Source organism: Tunturiibacter empetritectus (assembly GCF_014201375.1).
In the GTDB taxonomy this organism is placed as follows: Bacteria; Acidobacteriota; Terriglobia; order Terriglobales; family Acidobacteriaceae; genus Edaphobacter; species Edaphobacter lichenicola_D.
On the sequence record NZ_JACHDZ010000004.1, the window covers coordinates 554,827 to 572,142 of the forward strand.

10 protein-coding genes are annotated in these 17,316 nt (G+C 57.1%); 5 read left to right on the top strand and 5 right to left on the bottom strand.

Annotation, left to right across the window (positions count from 1 at the left end):
* Positions 1–53: 53 nt before the first annotated feature.
* Positions 54–242 carry a 50S ribosomal protein L28 gene (rpmB, locus tag HDF10_RS14460; protein ID WP_179640086.1) on the bottom strand — a complete coding sequence of 63 codons (189 nt, stop codon included), beginning with the start codon at positions 240–242 and terminating at the stop codon, positions 54–56.
* 398 nt (positions 243–640) lie between these two features.
* Here rpmB and HDF10_RS14465 point away from each other — a divergent pair, with 398 nt between their 5' ends.
* The 5 genes from HDF10_RS14465 to HDF10_RS14485 all read left to right on the top strand — a co-directional run bounded on the left by HDF10_RS14465 (position 641) and on the right by HDF10_RS14485 (position 12,666).
* Complete coding sequence (locus HDF10_RS14465) at positions 641–1,888, top strand: efflux RND transporter periplasmic adaptor subunit (protein ID WP_183814560.1); 1,248 nt, start codon at positions 641–643, stop codon at positions 1,886–1,888.
* Positions 1,885–5,211 (top strand): efflux RND transporter permease subunit, encoded by a 3,327-nt coding sequence (locus HDF10_RS14470; RefSeq protein ID WP_183814561.1) that lies wholly within the window; start codon positions 1,885–1,887, stop codon positions 5,209–5,211. Before HDF10_RS14465 ends, HDF10_RS14470 begins: the two co-directional genes overlap by 4 nt.
* Entirely contained in the window at positions 5,208–8,339 is a 3,132-nt protein-coding gene (locus HDF10_RS14475; RefSeq protein WP_183814562.1) for an efflux RND transporter permease subunit, read from the top strand. The genes HDF10_RS14470 and HDF10_RS14475 overlap by 4 nt, the downstream gene beginning before the upstream one ends.
* Positions 8,340–8,356: 17 nt before the next feature.
* A complete protein-coding gene (locus HDF10_RS14480) occupies positions 8,357–9,871 on the top strand; it encodes an efflux transporter outer membrane subunit (RefSeq protein WP_183814563.1) in 1,515 nt (504 codons plus the stop codon).
* 110 nt (positions 9,872–9,981) lie between these two features.
* Positions 9,982–12,666: a glycoside hydrolase family 2 protein gene (locus HDF10_RS14485; RefSeq protein ID WP_260177889.1), complete on the top strand. Its 2,685-nt coding sequence runs from the start codon at positions 9,982–9,984 to the stop codon at positions 12,664–12,666.
* 19 nt (positions 12,667–12,685) lie between these two features.
* Here HDF10_RS14485 and HDF10_RS14490 read toward each other — a convergent pair whose 3' ends face one another.
* From HDF10_RS14490 to HDF10_RS14505, 4 genes are all read right to left on the bottom strand, one after another.
* Positions 12,686–12,928 (bottom strand): hypothetical protein, encoded by a 243-nt coding sequence (locus HDF10_RS14490; protein WP_183765429.1) that lies wholly within the window; start codon positions 12,926–12,928, stop codon positions 12,686–12,688.
* 181 nt (positions 12,929–13,109) lie between these two features.
* Positions 13,110–14,915, bottom strand: a complete 1,806-nt coding sequence (locus tag HDF10_RS14495; protein WP_183814564.1) for an MFS transporter — start codon at positions 14,913–14,915, stop codon at positions 13,110–13,112.
* A 115-nt stretch (positions 14,916–15,030) separates the two neighbouring features.
* On the bottom strand, positions 15,031–16,101 hold the full coding sequence (locus HDF10_RS14500) for an amidohydrolase family protein (RefSeq protein WP_183814565.1): 1,071 nt from the start codon (positions 16,099–16,101) through the stop codon (positions 15,031–15,033).
* Positions 16,102–16,243: 142 nt separating this feature from the next.
* Positions 16,244–17,206: a carbohydrate kinase family protein gene (locus HDF10_RS14505; protein ID WP_221271722.1), complete on the bottom strand. Its 963-nt coding sequence runs from the start codon at positions 17,204–17,206 to the stop codon at positions 16,244–16,246.
* Positions 17,207–17,316 lie beyond the last annotated feature (110 nt).

Here is a 17,316-nt window from a genome sequence, read left to right on the forward strand (position 1 = left end):
CCAGCCGGCTAGGTCGCGGCTGGGGCGCTCTGTTTCTGAGGTTTTGAGGTTGGCTAGCCTTTGACGACTTTGCCGGTCTTGATGCAGCTGGTGCAGACGCGCATGCGCTTGCTGGCGCCGTTGACCTGGGCCTTGACGGGCTGGAGGTTCACGTTCCAACGACGACGGGTGGTGTTGTGGGCGTGAGAGATGTTGTTGCCAAACTGCGGGCCTTTGCCGCAAAGATCACATTTTTGTGCCATGACGAAGTGCTCCAATCCTGAGTCGCAGAAGATTCCCGGGGACGTGCGCCTGAGTGAAAGAAGCCTCAAAACGGGGTCGGGAAGGGTGGTACTGGGAGCGGGGTCGCTCCTGACCGCTACCGGGTGAAGGTAGTCTGCCGATTCGTAATCATACCATGCGGGGGGCGGTGGGCTCAATCGGAGACTGGCAGGGATGCGGGAGGCTGGGGGGCATCGTGCGGAGTTTCGCAGGCATCTCATTGAGGCGTCATTGCTTATTGGGGCTGTTGATCAGAAAAAGTTGGCGGTTGTGAGAGCTGAGCTGAGTCTTTAACTACGGGCTCATCCGTCGATAGGGTTACGGACCTGCTGCACATCTTCTGTCCAAAAAAAATCTCTGATGTGGCAAGGGAGACGTATTGCCAGCTGAATCGCACGAACAGCACCCCGTCGTGGGGCCGGATCATCAACTGCCGGCTCCTCCTCCGCCCTCGCCCGGAAGTAAGCTCGTCCGGGTTGTTGTGTGGATCGTTTTGCTGCTGATCTTTGCCGTTGGCTTCTATCTGGTGTTGCGGCATCACGACGATTCGAGCACAACTGCTCCCAAGCGCGGCGCCGGTGGCGGGGCGGTGGCGCTGACGACCGCGACGGCGCAGAAGGGCAATATCGGCATGTACCTGGAGGCGATTGGGACGGTGACGCCGGTTTATACGGCTTCGATTACGAGCCAGGTGACGGGGCCGGTGGTCGCGGTGCGCTTCAAGGAGGGGCAGATTGTGCGGAAGGGCGATCCGTTGATCGAGATCGATCCGCGGCCGTTTGAGGCTACGCTGATGCAGGCACAGGGCGTGTTGGAGCGGGATCAGGCTACGCTGGCGCAGGCGACGATGGATCTTAATCGGTATCGCGATGCGTGGTCAAGGAATGCTATTCCGAAGCAGACGCTGGATGATCAGGAGAAGATTGTGCTGCAGGACGCGGGCACGGTGAAGAACGACGAAGGGACCGTGAAGTTCGATCAGATTCAAGTTGGGTACTGCCATATCAGAGCGCCGATTGCGGGTCGGGTTGGGTTGCGGCTGGTCGATCCGGGGAACGTGGTGCAGGCCTCGGGGACGACGACGCTTGCGGTGATTACGCAGATCCAGCCGATCACGGTGATCTTTACGGTGCCGGAGGATAACCTGGGGCAGATTCAGCCGAGGCTTCGTCAGCAGGCGAAGCTTGGGGTGGATGCGTATGACCGGGCGGCGTTGAAGCAGATTGCGACGGGGACGTTGTTGACGCTGGATAACCAGATCGATACGACGACGGGAACGGTGAAGGCGAGGGCGTTGTTCGAGAACAAGGATTCGTCGCTGTTTCCGAATGAGTTTGTGAATGCGCGGCTGCTGGTGAATACACTGCAGGGAGCGACGCTGATTCCGACGTCCGCGATTCAGCATAACGGCGCGGCTTCGTTTGTTTATGTCCTGCAGGACAGTACGGCGCACATGCGCTCGGTAAAGCCGGGGGTGGTCGAGGGCCAGACGACGCAGGTGACCGGGATCAATCCCGGGGATGTGGTTGCCAACAGCAGCTTTGACAAGTTGCAGGACAACACGAAGGTTAGCGTGTCGAATAAGCCGATTCCTGCCGCAGCGACGGCTGGGAGCAGCGCTCCTTGAGTCCATCCCGTCCGTTTATTCTGCGACCGGTCGCGACGTCGTTGTTGATGGCTGCGATTCTGCTAATCGGTATTGTGAGTTACACGCAGCTGCCAGTGTCGGCGCTGCCTGAGGTCGACTATCCGACGATTCAGGTGCTGACGTTCTATCCGGGCGCTAGTCCGCAGGTGATTGCGACGACGGTGACCGCGCCGCTCGAGCGCCAGTTCGGTCAGTTGCAAGGGTTGAGCCAGATGACCTCGAGCAGCTCGGGCGGGACTTCGGTTGTGGTGCTGCAGTTCAATCTCAGCTTAAATATCGATATCGCGGAAGAAGAGGTGCAGTCGGCGATCAATGCATCGCAGAGCTTTCTGCCGGCGAATCTGCCTGCGCCGCCGATCTACAGCAAGACGAATCCCGCGGATGCTCCGGTGCTGACGCTGGCGATTACTTCGAAGACGGTGCCGCTCTCTCAGGTGGAGGACCTGGTCGATACGCGTTTGGCGCCGAAGATCTCGCAGGTGAAAGACGTGGGATTGGTGAGCATCAGCGGCGGACAGAAGCCGGCGGTGCGGATACAGGCGAATCCTACAGCGCTCTCGTCGTATGGCATCAATCTTGAAGATCTGCGTACGGCGGTCACGCAGAGCAGCGTGAACGCCGCGAAGGGAAACTTCGACGGGCCGCGGCAGGACTATCAGATTGATGCGAACGATCAGCTTGTAACCAGCAAGGATTACAGAAGCGTGGTGGTTGCGTATCGCAACGGCGCGCCGGTGATGCTGACCGACGTCGCGCACATTCTCGATGGCGTCGAGAACACGACGCAGGCTGCGTGGATGAATCAGACGCCTGCTGTGATCGTGAATGTGCAACGCCAGCCGGGTGGAAACACGATCAAAGTAGTCGAGAGCATTAAGAAGTTGCTGCCTCAGCTTGAGGCCAATCTGCCGAAGGGCATCGAGGTGACGACGCTTACCGACCTGACGACGCCGATTCAGGCGTCTGTGAGCGATGTTGAGTTTGAATTGATGCTGACCATCGGGCTGGTTGTGCTGGTCATCTTCCTGTTCCTGCGGAATTTGTATGCAACGATTATTCCGAGTGTTGCGGTGCCGCTGTCGCTGATTGGAACCTTTGCGGCGATGTATGCGCTTGGCTACAGCCTGGATAACCTGTCGCTGATGGCGTTGACGATCTCGACCGGATTCGTCGTTGACGACGCGATTGTGATGGTGGAGAACATCTCGCGTTACCTGGAAGAGGGCGATACGCCGATGGAGGCGGCGCTGAAGGGCGCAGAGCAGATCGGATTTACGATTCTTTCGCTGACGGTCTCTCTGATTGCGGTGTTGATTCCGCTCTTGTTCATGGGAGATGTTGTCGGCCGCCTGTTCCGCGAGTTCGCGGTCACGCTGGCGGTAACGATCGTCGTGTCTGCGGTGGTTTCGCTAACGCTGACGCCGATGATGGCTTCGCGGATTTTGAAACACAATCCTGAAGCGCAGCAGGGACGTTTTTACCGGGCATCGGAGCACGTCTTCGAGCGGATGATTGCGTTCTACGGGCGGACGTTGAAGGTTGTGCTTCGCTACCAGACGATTACGCTACTGGTTGCACTTGCGACGCTGATGTTGACGATTTTTCTGTACATCATTATTCCCAAGGGATTTTTTCCCGTGCAGGATACGGGCGTGATCCAGGGAATTACGCAGGCTCCGCAGACGATTGGGTCGAAGGCGATGGCGGCCAAGCAGCAGGAGGTGGCGAAGGTGATCCTGCAGGATCCCGCTGTCGAGAGCTTGTCCTCTTTTATTGGCGCGGATGGAACGAATATCACTACGAACAGTGGAAGGATGTCAATCAACCTGAAGCCGCTTGCAGACCGTGATCTGAATGCCTCCGATGTGATTCGAAGGCTTCAGTCGAAGCTGAAAGATGTGCAGGATATTCAGATCTTCATGCAGCCGGTGCAGAACATTACGGTGGATGACCGGGTGAGCCGCACGCAGTATCAGTACACGCTGGAGGATCCGGATCAGAACGAGCTGAACGATTGGACGGCCCGATTTGTAACTCGTTTGAAACAGTTGCCGGAGCTGGAGGATGTTGCGACGGACCAGCAATTGGGCGGGCTGGCGGTGTCGCTGGTGATTGACCGGGCTACGGCCTCGCGGCTTGGTATAGCGCCGACGACGATCGATAACACGCTTTACGATGCGTTTGGCCAGCGGCAGATCAATACGATGTACACGCAGTTGAATCAGTATCACGTGATTCTGGAGGCGGAGCCGCAGTTTCAGCTTGATCCGAATAAGTTGAACCATCTCTATATTCGGTCCGGATCGGCGTCGGGGACCACTGGAGCGGCGGCGACATCTTCTTCGGGCAATGGCTCTAGCTCGGCGGGATCGAATGCTCTGACGGGCTCTGCCTTGTTTACCGCTTCGGCGAATACGCTGACTCCCCCGATCAATGCGCTCACTTCGAGTACTGTGAATTCGGCCTCGAGCAAGGGTGCGACTTCGGCGGGGACGACGAGTTCCACCTTCAACAATGCAGTGCCGTTCAGCGCGTTCTCGCACTTTGAGACGACGACAGAGGCGCTCTCGATTACTCACCAGGGACAGTTTCCGGCGATTACGGTCTCTTTCAATCTGGCTCCGAATGCTGCGCTGGGAGGTGCGATCTCAGAGATTACGAAGGTGCAGAAGGACATGCACATGCCGGCGAGCCTGCAGGCGGACTTTCAGGGGACTGCGGCATCGTTTCGGAACTCGCTCTCGGGAATGCCGTTGCTGATTCTGGCTGCGCTGGTGACGGTGTACATCGTTCTGGGTATTCTCTACGAGAGCTTCATTCATCCGGTTACGATTCTTTCGACGCTGCCTTCGGCGGGTGTGGGCGCGTTTCTTTCTCTGATCCTCTTTCACCAGGATTTGAGCGTGGTGGCGATTATTGGGCTGGTTTTGCTGATCGGTATCGTTAAGAAAAACGGGATCATGATGGTCGACTTTGCGCTTGATGCAGAGCGTCATCGCGGACTTAGCTCGACTGATGCGATCTATGAGGCGTGCCTTCTGCGCTTCCGTCCGATCATGATGACGACGATGGCCGCGTTGCTGGGTGGTCTGCCGTTGGCGTTCGGTCAGGGCATCGGTTCGGAGTTGCGGAGACCGCTTGGAATCGCCATGGTGGGGGGCCTGTTGGTGAGCCAGGTGCTCACGCTGTATACGACACCGGTGATCTACATCTTCTTTGACAACCTTTCGCATCGGTTTTCGAAGAAGCCGAGGAAAGAAGAGCAGGGTGGAGGCGAGTTAGAGCCGGCGGGGCAGTCATGAACATCTCTGCGCCATTCATTCATCGGCCTGTGGCGACGACGCTGCTTACGATTGCGATCGCGATTGCGGGGGCGATTGCGTTCAAGGTGCTTCCGGTGTCTCCGCTGCCGCAGGTGGATTTTCCGACGATCTCGGTGAGTGCGAGTTTGCCGGGTGGGAGCGCCGAGATCATGGCGTCGTCGGTGGCGACCCCGCTGGAGAGGCAGTTTGGGCACATTGCAGGGGTGACGGAGATGACCTCTGCGAGCAGCCTGGGAACGACGTCAATTACGATCCAGTTCGACCTGAGTCGGAATATCGATGGTGCGGCGCGTGATGTTGAGGCGGCGATCAACGCGGCGAGAACTTATCTTCCGGCGAATCTTCCGGGGAATCCGACGTACCGCAAAGTAAATCCGGCTGATGCGCCGATCATGATCATTGGTCTGACGTCGGATAAATATGGCCCCGACAAGCTGTATGACGAAGCCTCGACGGTGGTGCAGCAAAAGCTTTCGCAGATTCAGGGAGTAGGGCAGGTCAATCCGGGTGGAGGCGCGCTGCCTTCGGTTCGCGTTGAGGTGAATCCGACGAAGCTGGCGAGCTTTGGGATGACGATGGCGAATGTGCAGTCGGTGGTGAGTCTGCAGAATTCGAATTTGGCGAAGGGGCAGATCACGAATGGTGATGTTTCGGCAGACATCGTTGCAAATGACCAGATCTCGCATGCGGAGGACTATAAGCCGATCATCATTGGTTACAAGCAGGGGTCGGCGGTGCGGCTGTCTGATGTGGCGGATGTGGTCGACTCGACTCAGAACGTGCGTGCGGCGGGATATCTGAACGGCAAACGGGCTGTAATGTTGATTATCTTTCGGCAGCCTGGGGCCAACATCATCGATACGGTGGATCGCATTCGGGCGGAGCTGCCATCGGTGGAGGCTTCGATTCCGAAGGGGATCGATACCACGATTGTGTTGGATCGCACGACGACGATTCGTGCGTCGGTGAGCGATGTTGAACGAACACTGTTGCTCTCTATCGCGTTGGTGATCGTGGTGGTGTTCCTCTTCCTGCGAAACGGAAGGGCGACGTTGATTCCCGCGGTGGCGGTTCCGGTTTCGTTGATCGGAACCTTTGCGGTGATGTACATGTTCGGCTACAGCATCGACAACCTTTCGCTGATGGCGCTGACGATCTCGACCGGGTTTGTGGTGGATGATGCGATTGTGGTGATGGAGAACATCACGCGACATCTCGAGAACGGGATGGCTCCGTTTGCCGCCGCGCTGAAGGGCGCGCAGGAGATTGGTTTTACGGTCGTGTCGATCAGCATCTCGCTGGTTGCGGTTTTTATTCCGCTGCTTTTGATGGGCGGGATTGTGGGCAGGCTGTTTCGTGAGTTTGCGGTGACGCTTTCCACGGCCATCTTCGTATCGATGTTGATCTCGCTGACGACGACGCCGATGATGTGCGCCTATCTGCTGCGGAACGAGCATGAGAAGAAGCACGGCCGGATGTATATGGCGTCGGAGAGGTTCTTTGACTGGGTGCTTTCCCTCTATCGGCGGAGCCTGCATTGGGTTCTGGAAAATCCCGTACTGACGCTGACTGTTCTGCTCCTGACGATCGCATTCAATGTGGCGCTGGTGATCAAAATTCCGAAGGGATTTTTCCCGCAACAAGATACTGGTTCGCTGGGGGGGGCGGTTCGGGGGCCGCAGGATGCTTCGTTTGCTTCGATGAATACGGCACTTCAGGAAGTCGCGAATATCGTGAAGAACGACCCGGCGGTTCAGAATGTGATTGGCTTTACTGGTGGAGGCGGGGCCACGAATACAGGGAATATGTTTGTGACGTTGAAGCCGCTGAACGTTCGCAAGATCGGAGCGCCGGATATTATCAATCGGCTGCGTCCAAAGTTGAACCGGGTGACGGGGGCCTCCGCGTTCCTGCAGGCGTCCCAGGATCTTCGTATCGGCGGACGTTCGAGCAATGCACTCTATCAGTACACGATTCAGGCCGATAACGTTACGGACCTCACTACATGGGGTCCTAAGCTGCTGACGGCGATGATGCATCTGCCCGGGTTTCAGGATGTGAGTTCGGATCAGCAGAATGGGGGCCTGGATCAGCTGCTTACTTACGACCGGGTGACGGCGGCGAAGCTAGGCCAGACGGCGCAGTCGCTCGATCAGGGATTGTACAGCGCGTTTGGGCAGCAACAAGTTTCGATCATCTACACCCAACTGAATCAGTATTACGTGGTGCTGGAGGTTGCGCCGGAGTACTGGCAGACGCCGGAGGGATTGAAGAATATCTATTTTCATCCTGCTGGTACGAGCAGCACGACGGCCAGCGGCAATGTCCCTTTATTTACTATGGCGACATCTGCGACCAATACGACTCCGCTCTCTCTAAATCACACAGGCTTGTTTCCTTCGGTTACGGTCTCGTTCAATCTGGCACCCGGAATGTCGTTGAGCGATGCGACGCTTGAGATTGCCCAGATGCAGCAGCGGCTGGGGACGCCGACCTCGGTGCATGGTTTTTTTGCGGGGACGCTGCTGGCGTATCAGCAGTCACTGGGGACCGAACCGCTGCTGATTTTGACGGCGCTGCTTGCGGTTTATATTGTGTTGGGAGTTTTGTACGAGAGCCTGGTGCATCCGCTGACGATTCTTTCGACGCTGCCTTCGGCTAGCGTTGGCGCGATGCTGGCGCTGATGCTCTTCAAGACGGATTTGAACGTTATTTCGATCATCGGGATTGTGCTGCTGATAGGCATTGTGAAGAAGAACGCGATTATGATGATCGACTTTGCGCTGCAGGCAGAGCGCGAGGGCGGCATGAATACGGAAGATGCGATCTTTGAGGCGTGTATGCTGCGTTTTCGTCCCATTCTGATGACGACGATGGCTGCGCTCTTCGGGGCGTTGCCGCTGGCGTTTGGGACGGGCACGGGGTCGGAGCTGCGTCGGCCGCTGGGCATTACGATTGTTGGCGGTTTGATTGTGAGCCAGATGCTTACCCTCTACACCACCCCCGTTGTCTATCTCACACTGGATCGCTTGCGTCTGCGTGCACTGGGTCGTAAGCACGATACTTTTAACCCCGGGGGCGGTCCTACTGCCGTTGCTGCGGAGTAGATTTGGATGTTAACCCTATGACGAACCTTCGATTCACCATCGCGATTTGCCCGGCACTGACGGCGCTTTTTTTGACCGGATGCATGGTGGGGCCTAAGTACCACACGCCGCCCGCTGTTGCGCAGGCGCCGCCAACGACTTACAAGGAGTCGCCGACGCAGTTTCAGGATACGGACGGCTGGAAGGTGGCACAGCCGCAGGATGCGATGCTGCACGGCAAGTGGTGGGAGATCTACGGCGACCCGGAGTTGAATGCGCTGGAAAATCGGTTGAATATCGATAACCAGAACATCAAGCAGTTCTTCGCGAACTTCATGGAGGCGCGTGCTCTTGTGGCGCAGGCACGTTCGCAGCTTTATCCGACTGCGTCTGTAGGGCCGTCGTATACCCGTTCCAAATCCTCAGCGAATCTGGGGCGTTCGTCGCAAGCCAACACGGGCTCGACGAACTCTGTCGGCTCTCTGCCTGCTTCGATTTCGTGGGAGCCGGATCTTTGGGGTAGAGTTCGCAGCACGATTCACGAGCAGCAGTACAACGCGCAGTTGAGTGCCGCCGATTTGGAGAATGAGAAGCTGACCGAACAGGCAAGCCTTGCTACGTTCTTCTTTGAGATTCGCGGTCAGGATGCGCTGCAGGCGATTCTGAACGACACGGTGGAGGCGGATAAGCGGGCGCTGGAGTTGACGCAGGCGCAATACGAGACCGGCGTTGGCGATCGGATTTCGGTGGTGCAGGCGCAGAACACGCTGCAGAATGTGCAGTCGCAGGCGATCAATCTTGGCGTGGCGCGGGCTCAGTATGAGAATGCGATTGCGCTGCTGGTGGGGGCCAATGCTTCGACTTTTTCTATTCCGGTGAAGGCTTCGAGCGTGACTCCTCCACCGATACCGATTGGGTTGCCGTCGGCGTTGCTGGAGCGGCGGCCTGATATTGCTGCTTCGGAGCGAAACATGGCGGCGGCGAATGCGCAGATTGGTATTGCGACTGCGGCGTACTATCCGAATCTGACGCTGAGCGCTTCGGGCGGATTTGAAAGCTCGACCTTCAAACATCTCCTGGATCAGTCGAGCCGGTTCTGGTCGATTGGGCCGACGGTGAGCGAGACGGTCTTCGACGCTGGGTTGCGGCGGGCTACAGTGAATCAGTTTGTGGAGGTCTATAACGCCGATGTCGCGAGCTACCGGCAGACCGTTCTTACTGGATTTCAGCAGGTGGAGGATGCGCTTGCTTCCGTGCGTATTCTTTCGCAGCAGCAGTTACAGCAACAGGAGGCGGTGAAGTCGGCGGAGGAGTTTGTGATGCTCGAGACGGCGCGGTATCAGACGGGCATTGATCCTTACGTGAATGTGGTGACGGCGCAGACGACGTTGCTGACGGACAGGGAGTCGGTCGCGACTCTGCGAGTGCAGGCGATGACGGCTTCGGTACAGTTGATCGAGGCGCTGGGTGGAGGATGGGACCGATCGCAACTGCCTACGCCGGCGCAGGTTTCCGAGAAGCTGACGAAGGCAGAGACGACGGTTCAACGATGAGGCTGAAGGTGTGACCTTTGCGTGATGATCGTGTAGGGTTTGTATGTCTGGCGCGGTGCGGTTTCGCGTTTGAAAAATTTTGAGATCAGCGATCAAAAGGTGCGGGTTGAATGCGAATGAGAGTCTGGGGATCGGCGTTGGCGCTGTTGTTTGTTGCAGGTTCGGTGGGGTTGGGTTCGGTGGCTTTCGCAGCTAGTTCGTCGTCACTTCCTGAGGCCGCGACTCTGTCGGCTGGCTGGCAGCTGCAGGATGCGGCGAAGGTGACGCAAGGTGGGGATGCGATCGCTTCGGCAAAGTTTAAGCCGCAGGGCTGGTACTCCGCGACTGTGCCTGGGACAGTACTGACGAGCCTGGTGAATGCGGGCGTCTACCCGGAGCCTTTGTATGGGGAGAATAGCCGTCCCGACAAGATTCCTGACAGTCTTGCACGCACGCCGTACTGGTATCGCACGGTCTTTGAGGTGCCGAAGACGTATGTGGGAAGGCATGTGTGGCTGAACCTGGAGGGGATTAATTTTTCAGCACAGGTGTGGGTGAACGGGACGCAGGTTGGCACGATGAAGGGCGCGTTCAAGCGGGGGATCTTTGATATCTCGCTTGCGGTGAGGCCGGGGAAGAGCGCGGTTCTGGCGGTGCTAGTGTCACCGCAGCCTCACCCGGGCGTGCCACATGAACATACGATTCGGGATGGCGTGGGCCTGAATGGCGGCATCACCGCGATCGATGGGCCGACCTTTCTTTCGACGATTGGGTGGGACTGGATTCCGGCGATTCGGGATCGGGATACCGGAATCTGGCAGAAGGTTTTTCTTTCGGCGAGTGGGTCGGTGGTGATTCGAGATCCGCTGGTGACGACGGATCTTCCGCTGCCCCGGACGGATTCGGCTGATATTTCGGTGCAGGCTCGGGTGGAGAATCTGACGGATGCGCCGCAGAAGGGCGTGTTGAAGGGAAGCTTTGGGGATGTGACGTTCGAGCAGCGCGTGGAGGTGGCGGCGCATAGTTCGCAGACGGTTATGGTCGACGCGAAGAACACGCCGGCGATGCATGTGGAGCATCCGAAGCTGTGGTGGCCGAATGGGTATGGGCCGCAGAATCTGTACAAGCTGCATTTGAGTTTTGAGGTGGATGGGACGACGTCAGACGACAGAGATGTGAGCTTCGGCGTTCGTAAGTTTACGTATGCCGTGCCTGATTCGGAGAACCTGACGATCTCGGTGAATGGAGTTCGCGTGTTTATTCGCGGAGGGAATTGGGGGCTGGATGAAGCGATGAAGCGCAATCCGCGGGAGCGGCTGGAGGCGCAGATTCGAATGCACCAGATTGCGAATTTGAATTTGATTCGCAACTGGGTGGGACAGAGTACGAGCGAAGATTTTTACGAGCTGTGCGACAAGTACGGGATTCTGGTGTGGGATGAGTTTTTTCAGCCGAATCCTTCGGACGGACCAGACCCGGATGACTTTGATACGTACATGGCGAATGTGCGCGACAAGATTCTGCGGTTTCGCAATCATGCCGCGATTGTTTTGTGGTGCGCGCGGAATGAGGGATATCCGCCGAAGAAGATTGACGATGCGCTGCGCGTTTTGATGACTGAGCTGGAGCCGACGAGGTTGTATCAGGCGAACTCGGCTGATGGGCGCGGGGTGAATTCGCATGGGCCGTATCACTGGAGGACGCCGCGGGAGTTCTATGTTTATGACGAGGCGTTCAAGACAGAGATTGGAAGCATGTCGGTGCCGACGCTGGAGTCGATTCACGGGATGATGCCGGAGAAAGACTGGGAGACGATCAACGACGACTGGGCGCAGCATGACTTTGCCAAGGGCGCGGCGGATGGCGATAAATATCCGGCGATGATTGCGGATCGGTATGGCAAGGTGGCGAACCTTGCGGACTTTGTGCGGAAGTCGCAGCTGGCGAACTATGAGGGGTTTCGCGCGATGTACGAGGGGCGCAATGCGAAGCTGTTTCATCCGACGACCGGCGTGATTACGTGGATGAGTAATCCTGCGCAGCCGAGCTTTGTATGGCAGCTTTACCACCACGATCTGGAGCCTAACTCGGCCTTGTTCGCGGTGAAGAAGGCGGCTGAGCCGGTTCATATTCAGCTGAATGAGGCGAATGGCGAGGTCCAGGTGATCAACAATCTGGCTACTCCACTGGAGAGTGCTCATGCTCACGTGGCGATCTACAACCTGGATGGGGCTGTGCAGTATCAACACGACTTTGACGTGTCGGCTGCACCGAGCCTGGCAACGACGCTTGGAAGCGTGGAGTGGCCTTCGACTCTTTCGGCGGTGCACTTCGTAAAGCTGGAGTTGCGCGATGCGACGGGGAAGCTGATCTCGGATAACTTCTATTGGCGTGCGTTGCCGGAGCATCAGGATGACCTCAGGGCGTTGGGCAGCTTGCCTGTGGTGACGCTTGGGGCGTCGGTGGTTCGCCGCGAAGAGCAGGGCGAGGTCTTTGTCACAGTGACTCTGCAAAATACGGGGAAGAACATTGCGCTGATGACTCACCTGCAGCTGCGGAGCAAGCGTTCGGGAGAACGAGTGCTGCCGGTTTATTACAGCGACAACTATGTATCTTTGCTGCCGAACGAGACGAGGACGATCACGATTGAAGCTGCGACCGCGGATCTAAAGGGAGAGGACGCCCTGGTCGTTTTGGATGGATGGAATGTTGGAGTGACCGCTGCTGCTTCAGCGGGGGTTAACGTTGAAGCCAACGTGGGAGCTCGGGTGGATCACTGGCCGCTCACCGGGTTGCCGATGGAAGGGGCCCGGTGAGCCGCGGCTTAAGGCGCGTCTACTCTTTGGTCTTGAGCAGGCTGTCGTTCTTTACGATGAAGTCTTCGATCTCAGGTGCCATTGCGAGGATCTTGCGCCATTGCTCCTTATACAGAGTCACAGGAAATCTACCGACTCCATAGAGGGACAGCCCGCCCTTCTCGCTGACCTTGAGACTTAGTCCACGCACAGCCTTGTTCTTCAGTTGATCGTTCTCTGCTCGTAGACGCTCGAGCTCTGCTCTCAAATCCTCTTCAGACATGTGTCCTCCTTGACCTGACTACGAGAATACGACAAAGGCCCTAGGCTGGGTTGAAGAGACCAACCGGCTGAATGTTGAAGAATGCGCCCTACCTACTGAAGGTCGGCCTGGATTGCAGCCGGAGTCGCTACGCAATGCGCATGCGATCGGTGGGAATTGGTCTACAGATGGATTGCGCGGCTTATATTTTTCTTACTCCTTCGAAGTGCTGCTCGATCTCTTCCAGAGTTTTGCCTTTGGTCTCGGGCAGGAGGAAGGTTGCCGTGAGGAAGTAGATGACGGTGAAGGCAGCAAAGATAAAGAACATGGTGGAGTAGCCGTACTTGCTGACGACGGGCAGGAAGAGGACAGCAAGAGTGGTCGAGACCATCTGATTGATGACGAGAGCGATGCTCATGCCTACCGAACGGATGCGGGTGGGCATAAGCTCCGACAGGGCCAGCCAGACGCATACCCCAGGGCCTACGGCATAAAACGCCATGAAGGCATAGAGGCCAAGGGCCACCAGCCATCCATGCCTGGTGGCTGGGACGCGGTTGATCAGGGCTCGCTGGATCTTCAGAGGCGCTGTCTGAGCAGCAGCCAGATCCGCGAAGGGATTTTTGAAGAAGGCTTCGATCCGGTTGGCAGGCACGCAGCTTTCGCGGGTGATGTGAATGGGGGCTGCGGCGGCGTCGTCGGAGCGTACAAAGGTGGTTGCGGCACTGAACCCACCGTAGGAGTAGATGACAGCGAGAGAGGTACTGCTGTCGTTGAACTGTTGTTCGTTGTAACCGCTTGCCTGCAAAAGCCGGCTGGCCTCGGCCCGATTGAAGGTAAGAGAGAGGTCTTGTTGCGGGCTGACAAGAGCTTGTACGGCGGTGCGGCACTCAAGGTTTGATCTTTCGGTTCGCAGAAAGAGGGTGCCGACTGTGATCAGGGAGGCGATGACACCGGTTGTACCAAGAATGAGAAGGAATCGGCGGCCCTTGCGATCGACCAGAGACATGCCTATCGCGGTAATGAGAAAGTTTACCGCGGTGAAGAGGACATATCCCCAGTGCGCACTGAGATCGGAGAGGCCGCTCTGCAGGAGGATGCCGGTGTTATAGCTAATGATGGAATTGACTCCTGTTGCCGTGTTGCAGAAGAGGATGACGCAGGCCAACAGGAAAGGGATCATATAGCGGCGACGAAAGATGGTGTCGTGGACGGTCGCTCTCGATGAGGTCTGTTCTGAAGACGTGGTGGCGACTTGCTCCATCGTGTCGAGTTCGGCCTGCGCCACATGGGCAGGATGGGAGCGAAGCAGAGCAACGAGAGCACGATCTTTGTGGCCGCGGCGAAAGAGCCAGCGAGGGGATTCCTGTACGAACAACGTGCCAAGAACAAAGAGAACTCCGGGCGGAAGCGAGACCCAGAAGATGCGCCGCCATGCCTGGTCTTTGAAGTGGAACAAGGTCGCTGCGTCAGAGGCCTGTGCCACGGCCTGAACGCGATAGCTGTAGTAGATGCCGATCACTGCCGCGCCAACGATGCCTAAGGTGAGGAACCATTGGAAGATGCCGGTGCCCTTGCCGCGAGTCGACGATGGGAGACACTCGGCGAGGTAGAGCGGAACGACTACGCCGATGAGTCCTCCGCTGACTCCCTGGAGCAGCCGGCCGAAGAACAGCGATTCGTAGCCGGAGGAGATGGCGATGACGGGAATACTGATGACGAAGATGGCGCCGCTGAGGAGCATCAAAGGTTTGCGGCCCATCCAGTCGGCGAGCAGCCCGGCAAACAAGGTGGAGATGACGCTGCCTAGCAATACCGCTGCAACGATTACAGAGAGCTGTCCGGCGGTAAGGCCGGAGGTCGCCTCGAGATAAGGGAGGGCGCCTCCGATGATGCCCACATCTACGCCGTAGAGCAGGCCACCGAGACCTGCAACCACCAGAAGCAATGTGCTGTATCGGCGCTGGCTGACGGAGGGGATTGATAACTGGGTAGAGCCGGAGGTCATAGAGTCCATTCTCGCGGGCCAAAAGAAGATTGGAAGAAGCCCTTGCGCCGCTAAGTGGTTGTTCGGAGGTTCTACTGGGACATCATAGCTATTCCAATATATTTTGGGCGTGAGATCAGATCCGCCCACAGTGGGATGGGAGCAGGCGCAGCGCATTTTCCCGATAGACTTTGCGCAGGACGTCGTCGGGGAGATTCATGCCGCAGATATTCCAACGACCCTGACGGGAAGCGTGGGTTGGGTACTCAAAATACTCATCTTCTGTTTCGAGGAATCGATAGTAGAGGCGGTACATCTCGACATCCGGCACGAGGTCGGCGCCGAAGAGGATGCGGTCCGCAAAGCGCAGGAAGAACCTGCGTGCCGAGAAGGGCTGACGCCCCAGCTCCGACGCGCGTGCACTGATATCGACCAGAACATTTGGATTGGCGTCGAGCATGGCGGTTACGCGTTGCAGATCTTCTCCGTTTTCGGCCACGTGCGCGGCTACGAAGGTGGTTTTTGGGTGCCTCTTGAAGACGCGATCGCGCTGCTCCAGTAACTGATGCTTGCTGAAGGTTGCTCCGTAAAAGCTCCAATCGGGATGGGCTGAGAGCTCCTCAAAGCGTTCGTTGTTCGCATCGATAGGCAGGAAGAAAGCCTCGGGATCGCCGATGTGAACCATGACCGGAATGCCCAGCTCGCCGCATCTTTCGAAGATCGGGGCAAGGCGTTCGTCGTCGACCTGCAGGAGCTTGCCCGATGCGTCACGGATGGTAAGTCCCAGGTCCTTCCAGAACTTGAAGCCAATGGCTCCGCGCTCCACGAGCCGCTCCAGCCGCTCCAGGCTTAGGGCGATGAAATCGTCACGCTCTACACCGGTCCAATCCATCCAGCCAATCGTCGAGAAGCGTGCAGGGTCAGCCTGATGGTAGCGATCGATCACTCTCAGAGCTTCGTCACCAACCTTCATCGTGATGTTGACGATGTGCTCGATGCCACAGGCGTCCATGATCCGCAGTACGTGCTCCGGGTCTTGTGCGTCCAGATGGTTGTGGTAGTCGATTACTGGATAACGGGGATGCGTGATCTCGTGGATGGGTGTGGTGAGCATTGATTTGGGATGGAAGCCGCTGAGCGGAAGTGTGACATCTGCCTTTGCCGTAACCATCGCTATAAACTTGTCTTCGTTTTCCTGTTGCGACATGCTTTCTCCTCGCCCACTGCGCCTTGGAGCAACATAAAGAATATAAATCGAAACACCAAATAGCTTCTACTTGTTTCGCGTCTTTTTGATCAGAATGCCTGTCTCATTTTTTTACAGTTCTCTTTTTGCGAGATTTCGTCTTCTAAACGATCGGGTGCTCTGCTAAAAATCTCTCGCGGAGCGTAACGTCCCTGTACGCTTCGGTACCTCCAGTTTTCAACGTTGAGAGGGCGCCTGCAACGTTTCCCATTACTGCAGCGCGGAGCGGATCTTTGCCAGAGAGATAAGAGCTCAGGAAGCCTGCATTGAAGCTGTCGCCTGCGCCGATAGTATCTACAGGCTGTACCCGGAGCGACGGAACCCGCTCCCGGCTTCTACCCTGCTGCACGACAGCGCCACGAGAGCCGCACTTTACGACGATTAACGGCACGCGTTCCGATAGAGCATCGAGAGCCTGTTCGAGAGTGACGGTGCGCGTGATGCGCTTGATCTCATCCTCGTTAGGCAGGAGCAGGTCGATGCTGTCCAGGAGCTGATCCAGAACACCGGACCATTGGTCGCTGGGGTCGTCGTTGGTGTCGAGCGAGAGTGTCAGGCCTGCCCTTTTCAAATCGGCAAATAGTTGCGGCAGATCGGGTTGGAGCCCAGCCTGCAGAAAGAGAGAGGAGAGGTGAAAGTGGCGAGCCGATGTGAGGTAAGCCATATCGAGATCGGCAACTTTCATCTCAGCCATAACACCGGGATTGGTCAAGATATGACGATGCGTACCGTGTGGCAACAGAATCGTTACTCCAGTAGTTGTATTTTCTCGTGAAGGCACAAGCATGAGGTCCGCGCCGCTTTCTACAAGGCGTGCGAGTGCGATTTGTCCAAGCTCGTCGGTGCCGACCTGGGTGATAAAGCCGACAGGACTACCCAGCATGGCTAAATTGTGCGCCAGGATGGAGGAGGAGCCGCCCAAGGTGATTTTGAAGTCGGATGCGAGCAGCTCACGCTCCGTGGGCATTACTTCAGGCAGGCCGTAGAGGATGAGGTCGAGATTCGTCTCACCCGCAATTGTGATGTCAAAGCGCTTTTTTGCTTCCCCTGAAGAGATATTTGCCAACGGAGCCTCTTTCCTGGTTTCTTATGGCATTAAGAATGTGGCTTATTATGATTACCATCTTTTTATTTCCATTTAAGGGAAACCGGTGTAGATTATAGCTTGTAAAGGAA

Coding starts and splice junctions, on each gene's coding strand:
- rpmB (WP_179640086.1), bottom strand. CDS start 242: ATGGCACAAAAATGTGATCTTTGCGGCAAAGGCCCGCAGTTTGGCAAC.
- HDF10_RS14475 (WP_183814562.1), top strand. CDS start 5,208: ATGAACATCTCTGCGCCATTCATTCATCGGCCTGTGGCGACGACGCTG.
- HDF10_RS14480 (WP_183814563.1), top strand. CDS start 8,357: ATGACGAACCTTCGATTCACCATCGCGATTTGCCCGGCACTGACGGCG.
- HDF10_RS14485 (WP_260177889.1), top strand. CDS start 9,982: ATGCGAATGAGAGTCTGGGGATCGGCGTTGGCGCTGTTGTTTGTTGCA.
- HDF10_RS14490 (WP_183765429.1), bottom strand. CDS start 12,928: ATGTCTGAAGAGGATTTGAGAGCAGAGCTCGAGCGTCTACGAGCAGAG.
- HDF10_RS14495 (WP_183814564.1), bottom strand. CDS start 14,915: ATGACCTCCGGCTCTACCCAGTTATCAATCCCCTCCGTCAGCCAGCGC.
- HDF10_RS14500 (WP_183814565.1), bottom strand. CDS start 16,101: ATGTCGCAACAGGAAAACGAAGACAAGTTTATAGCGATGGTTACGGCA.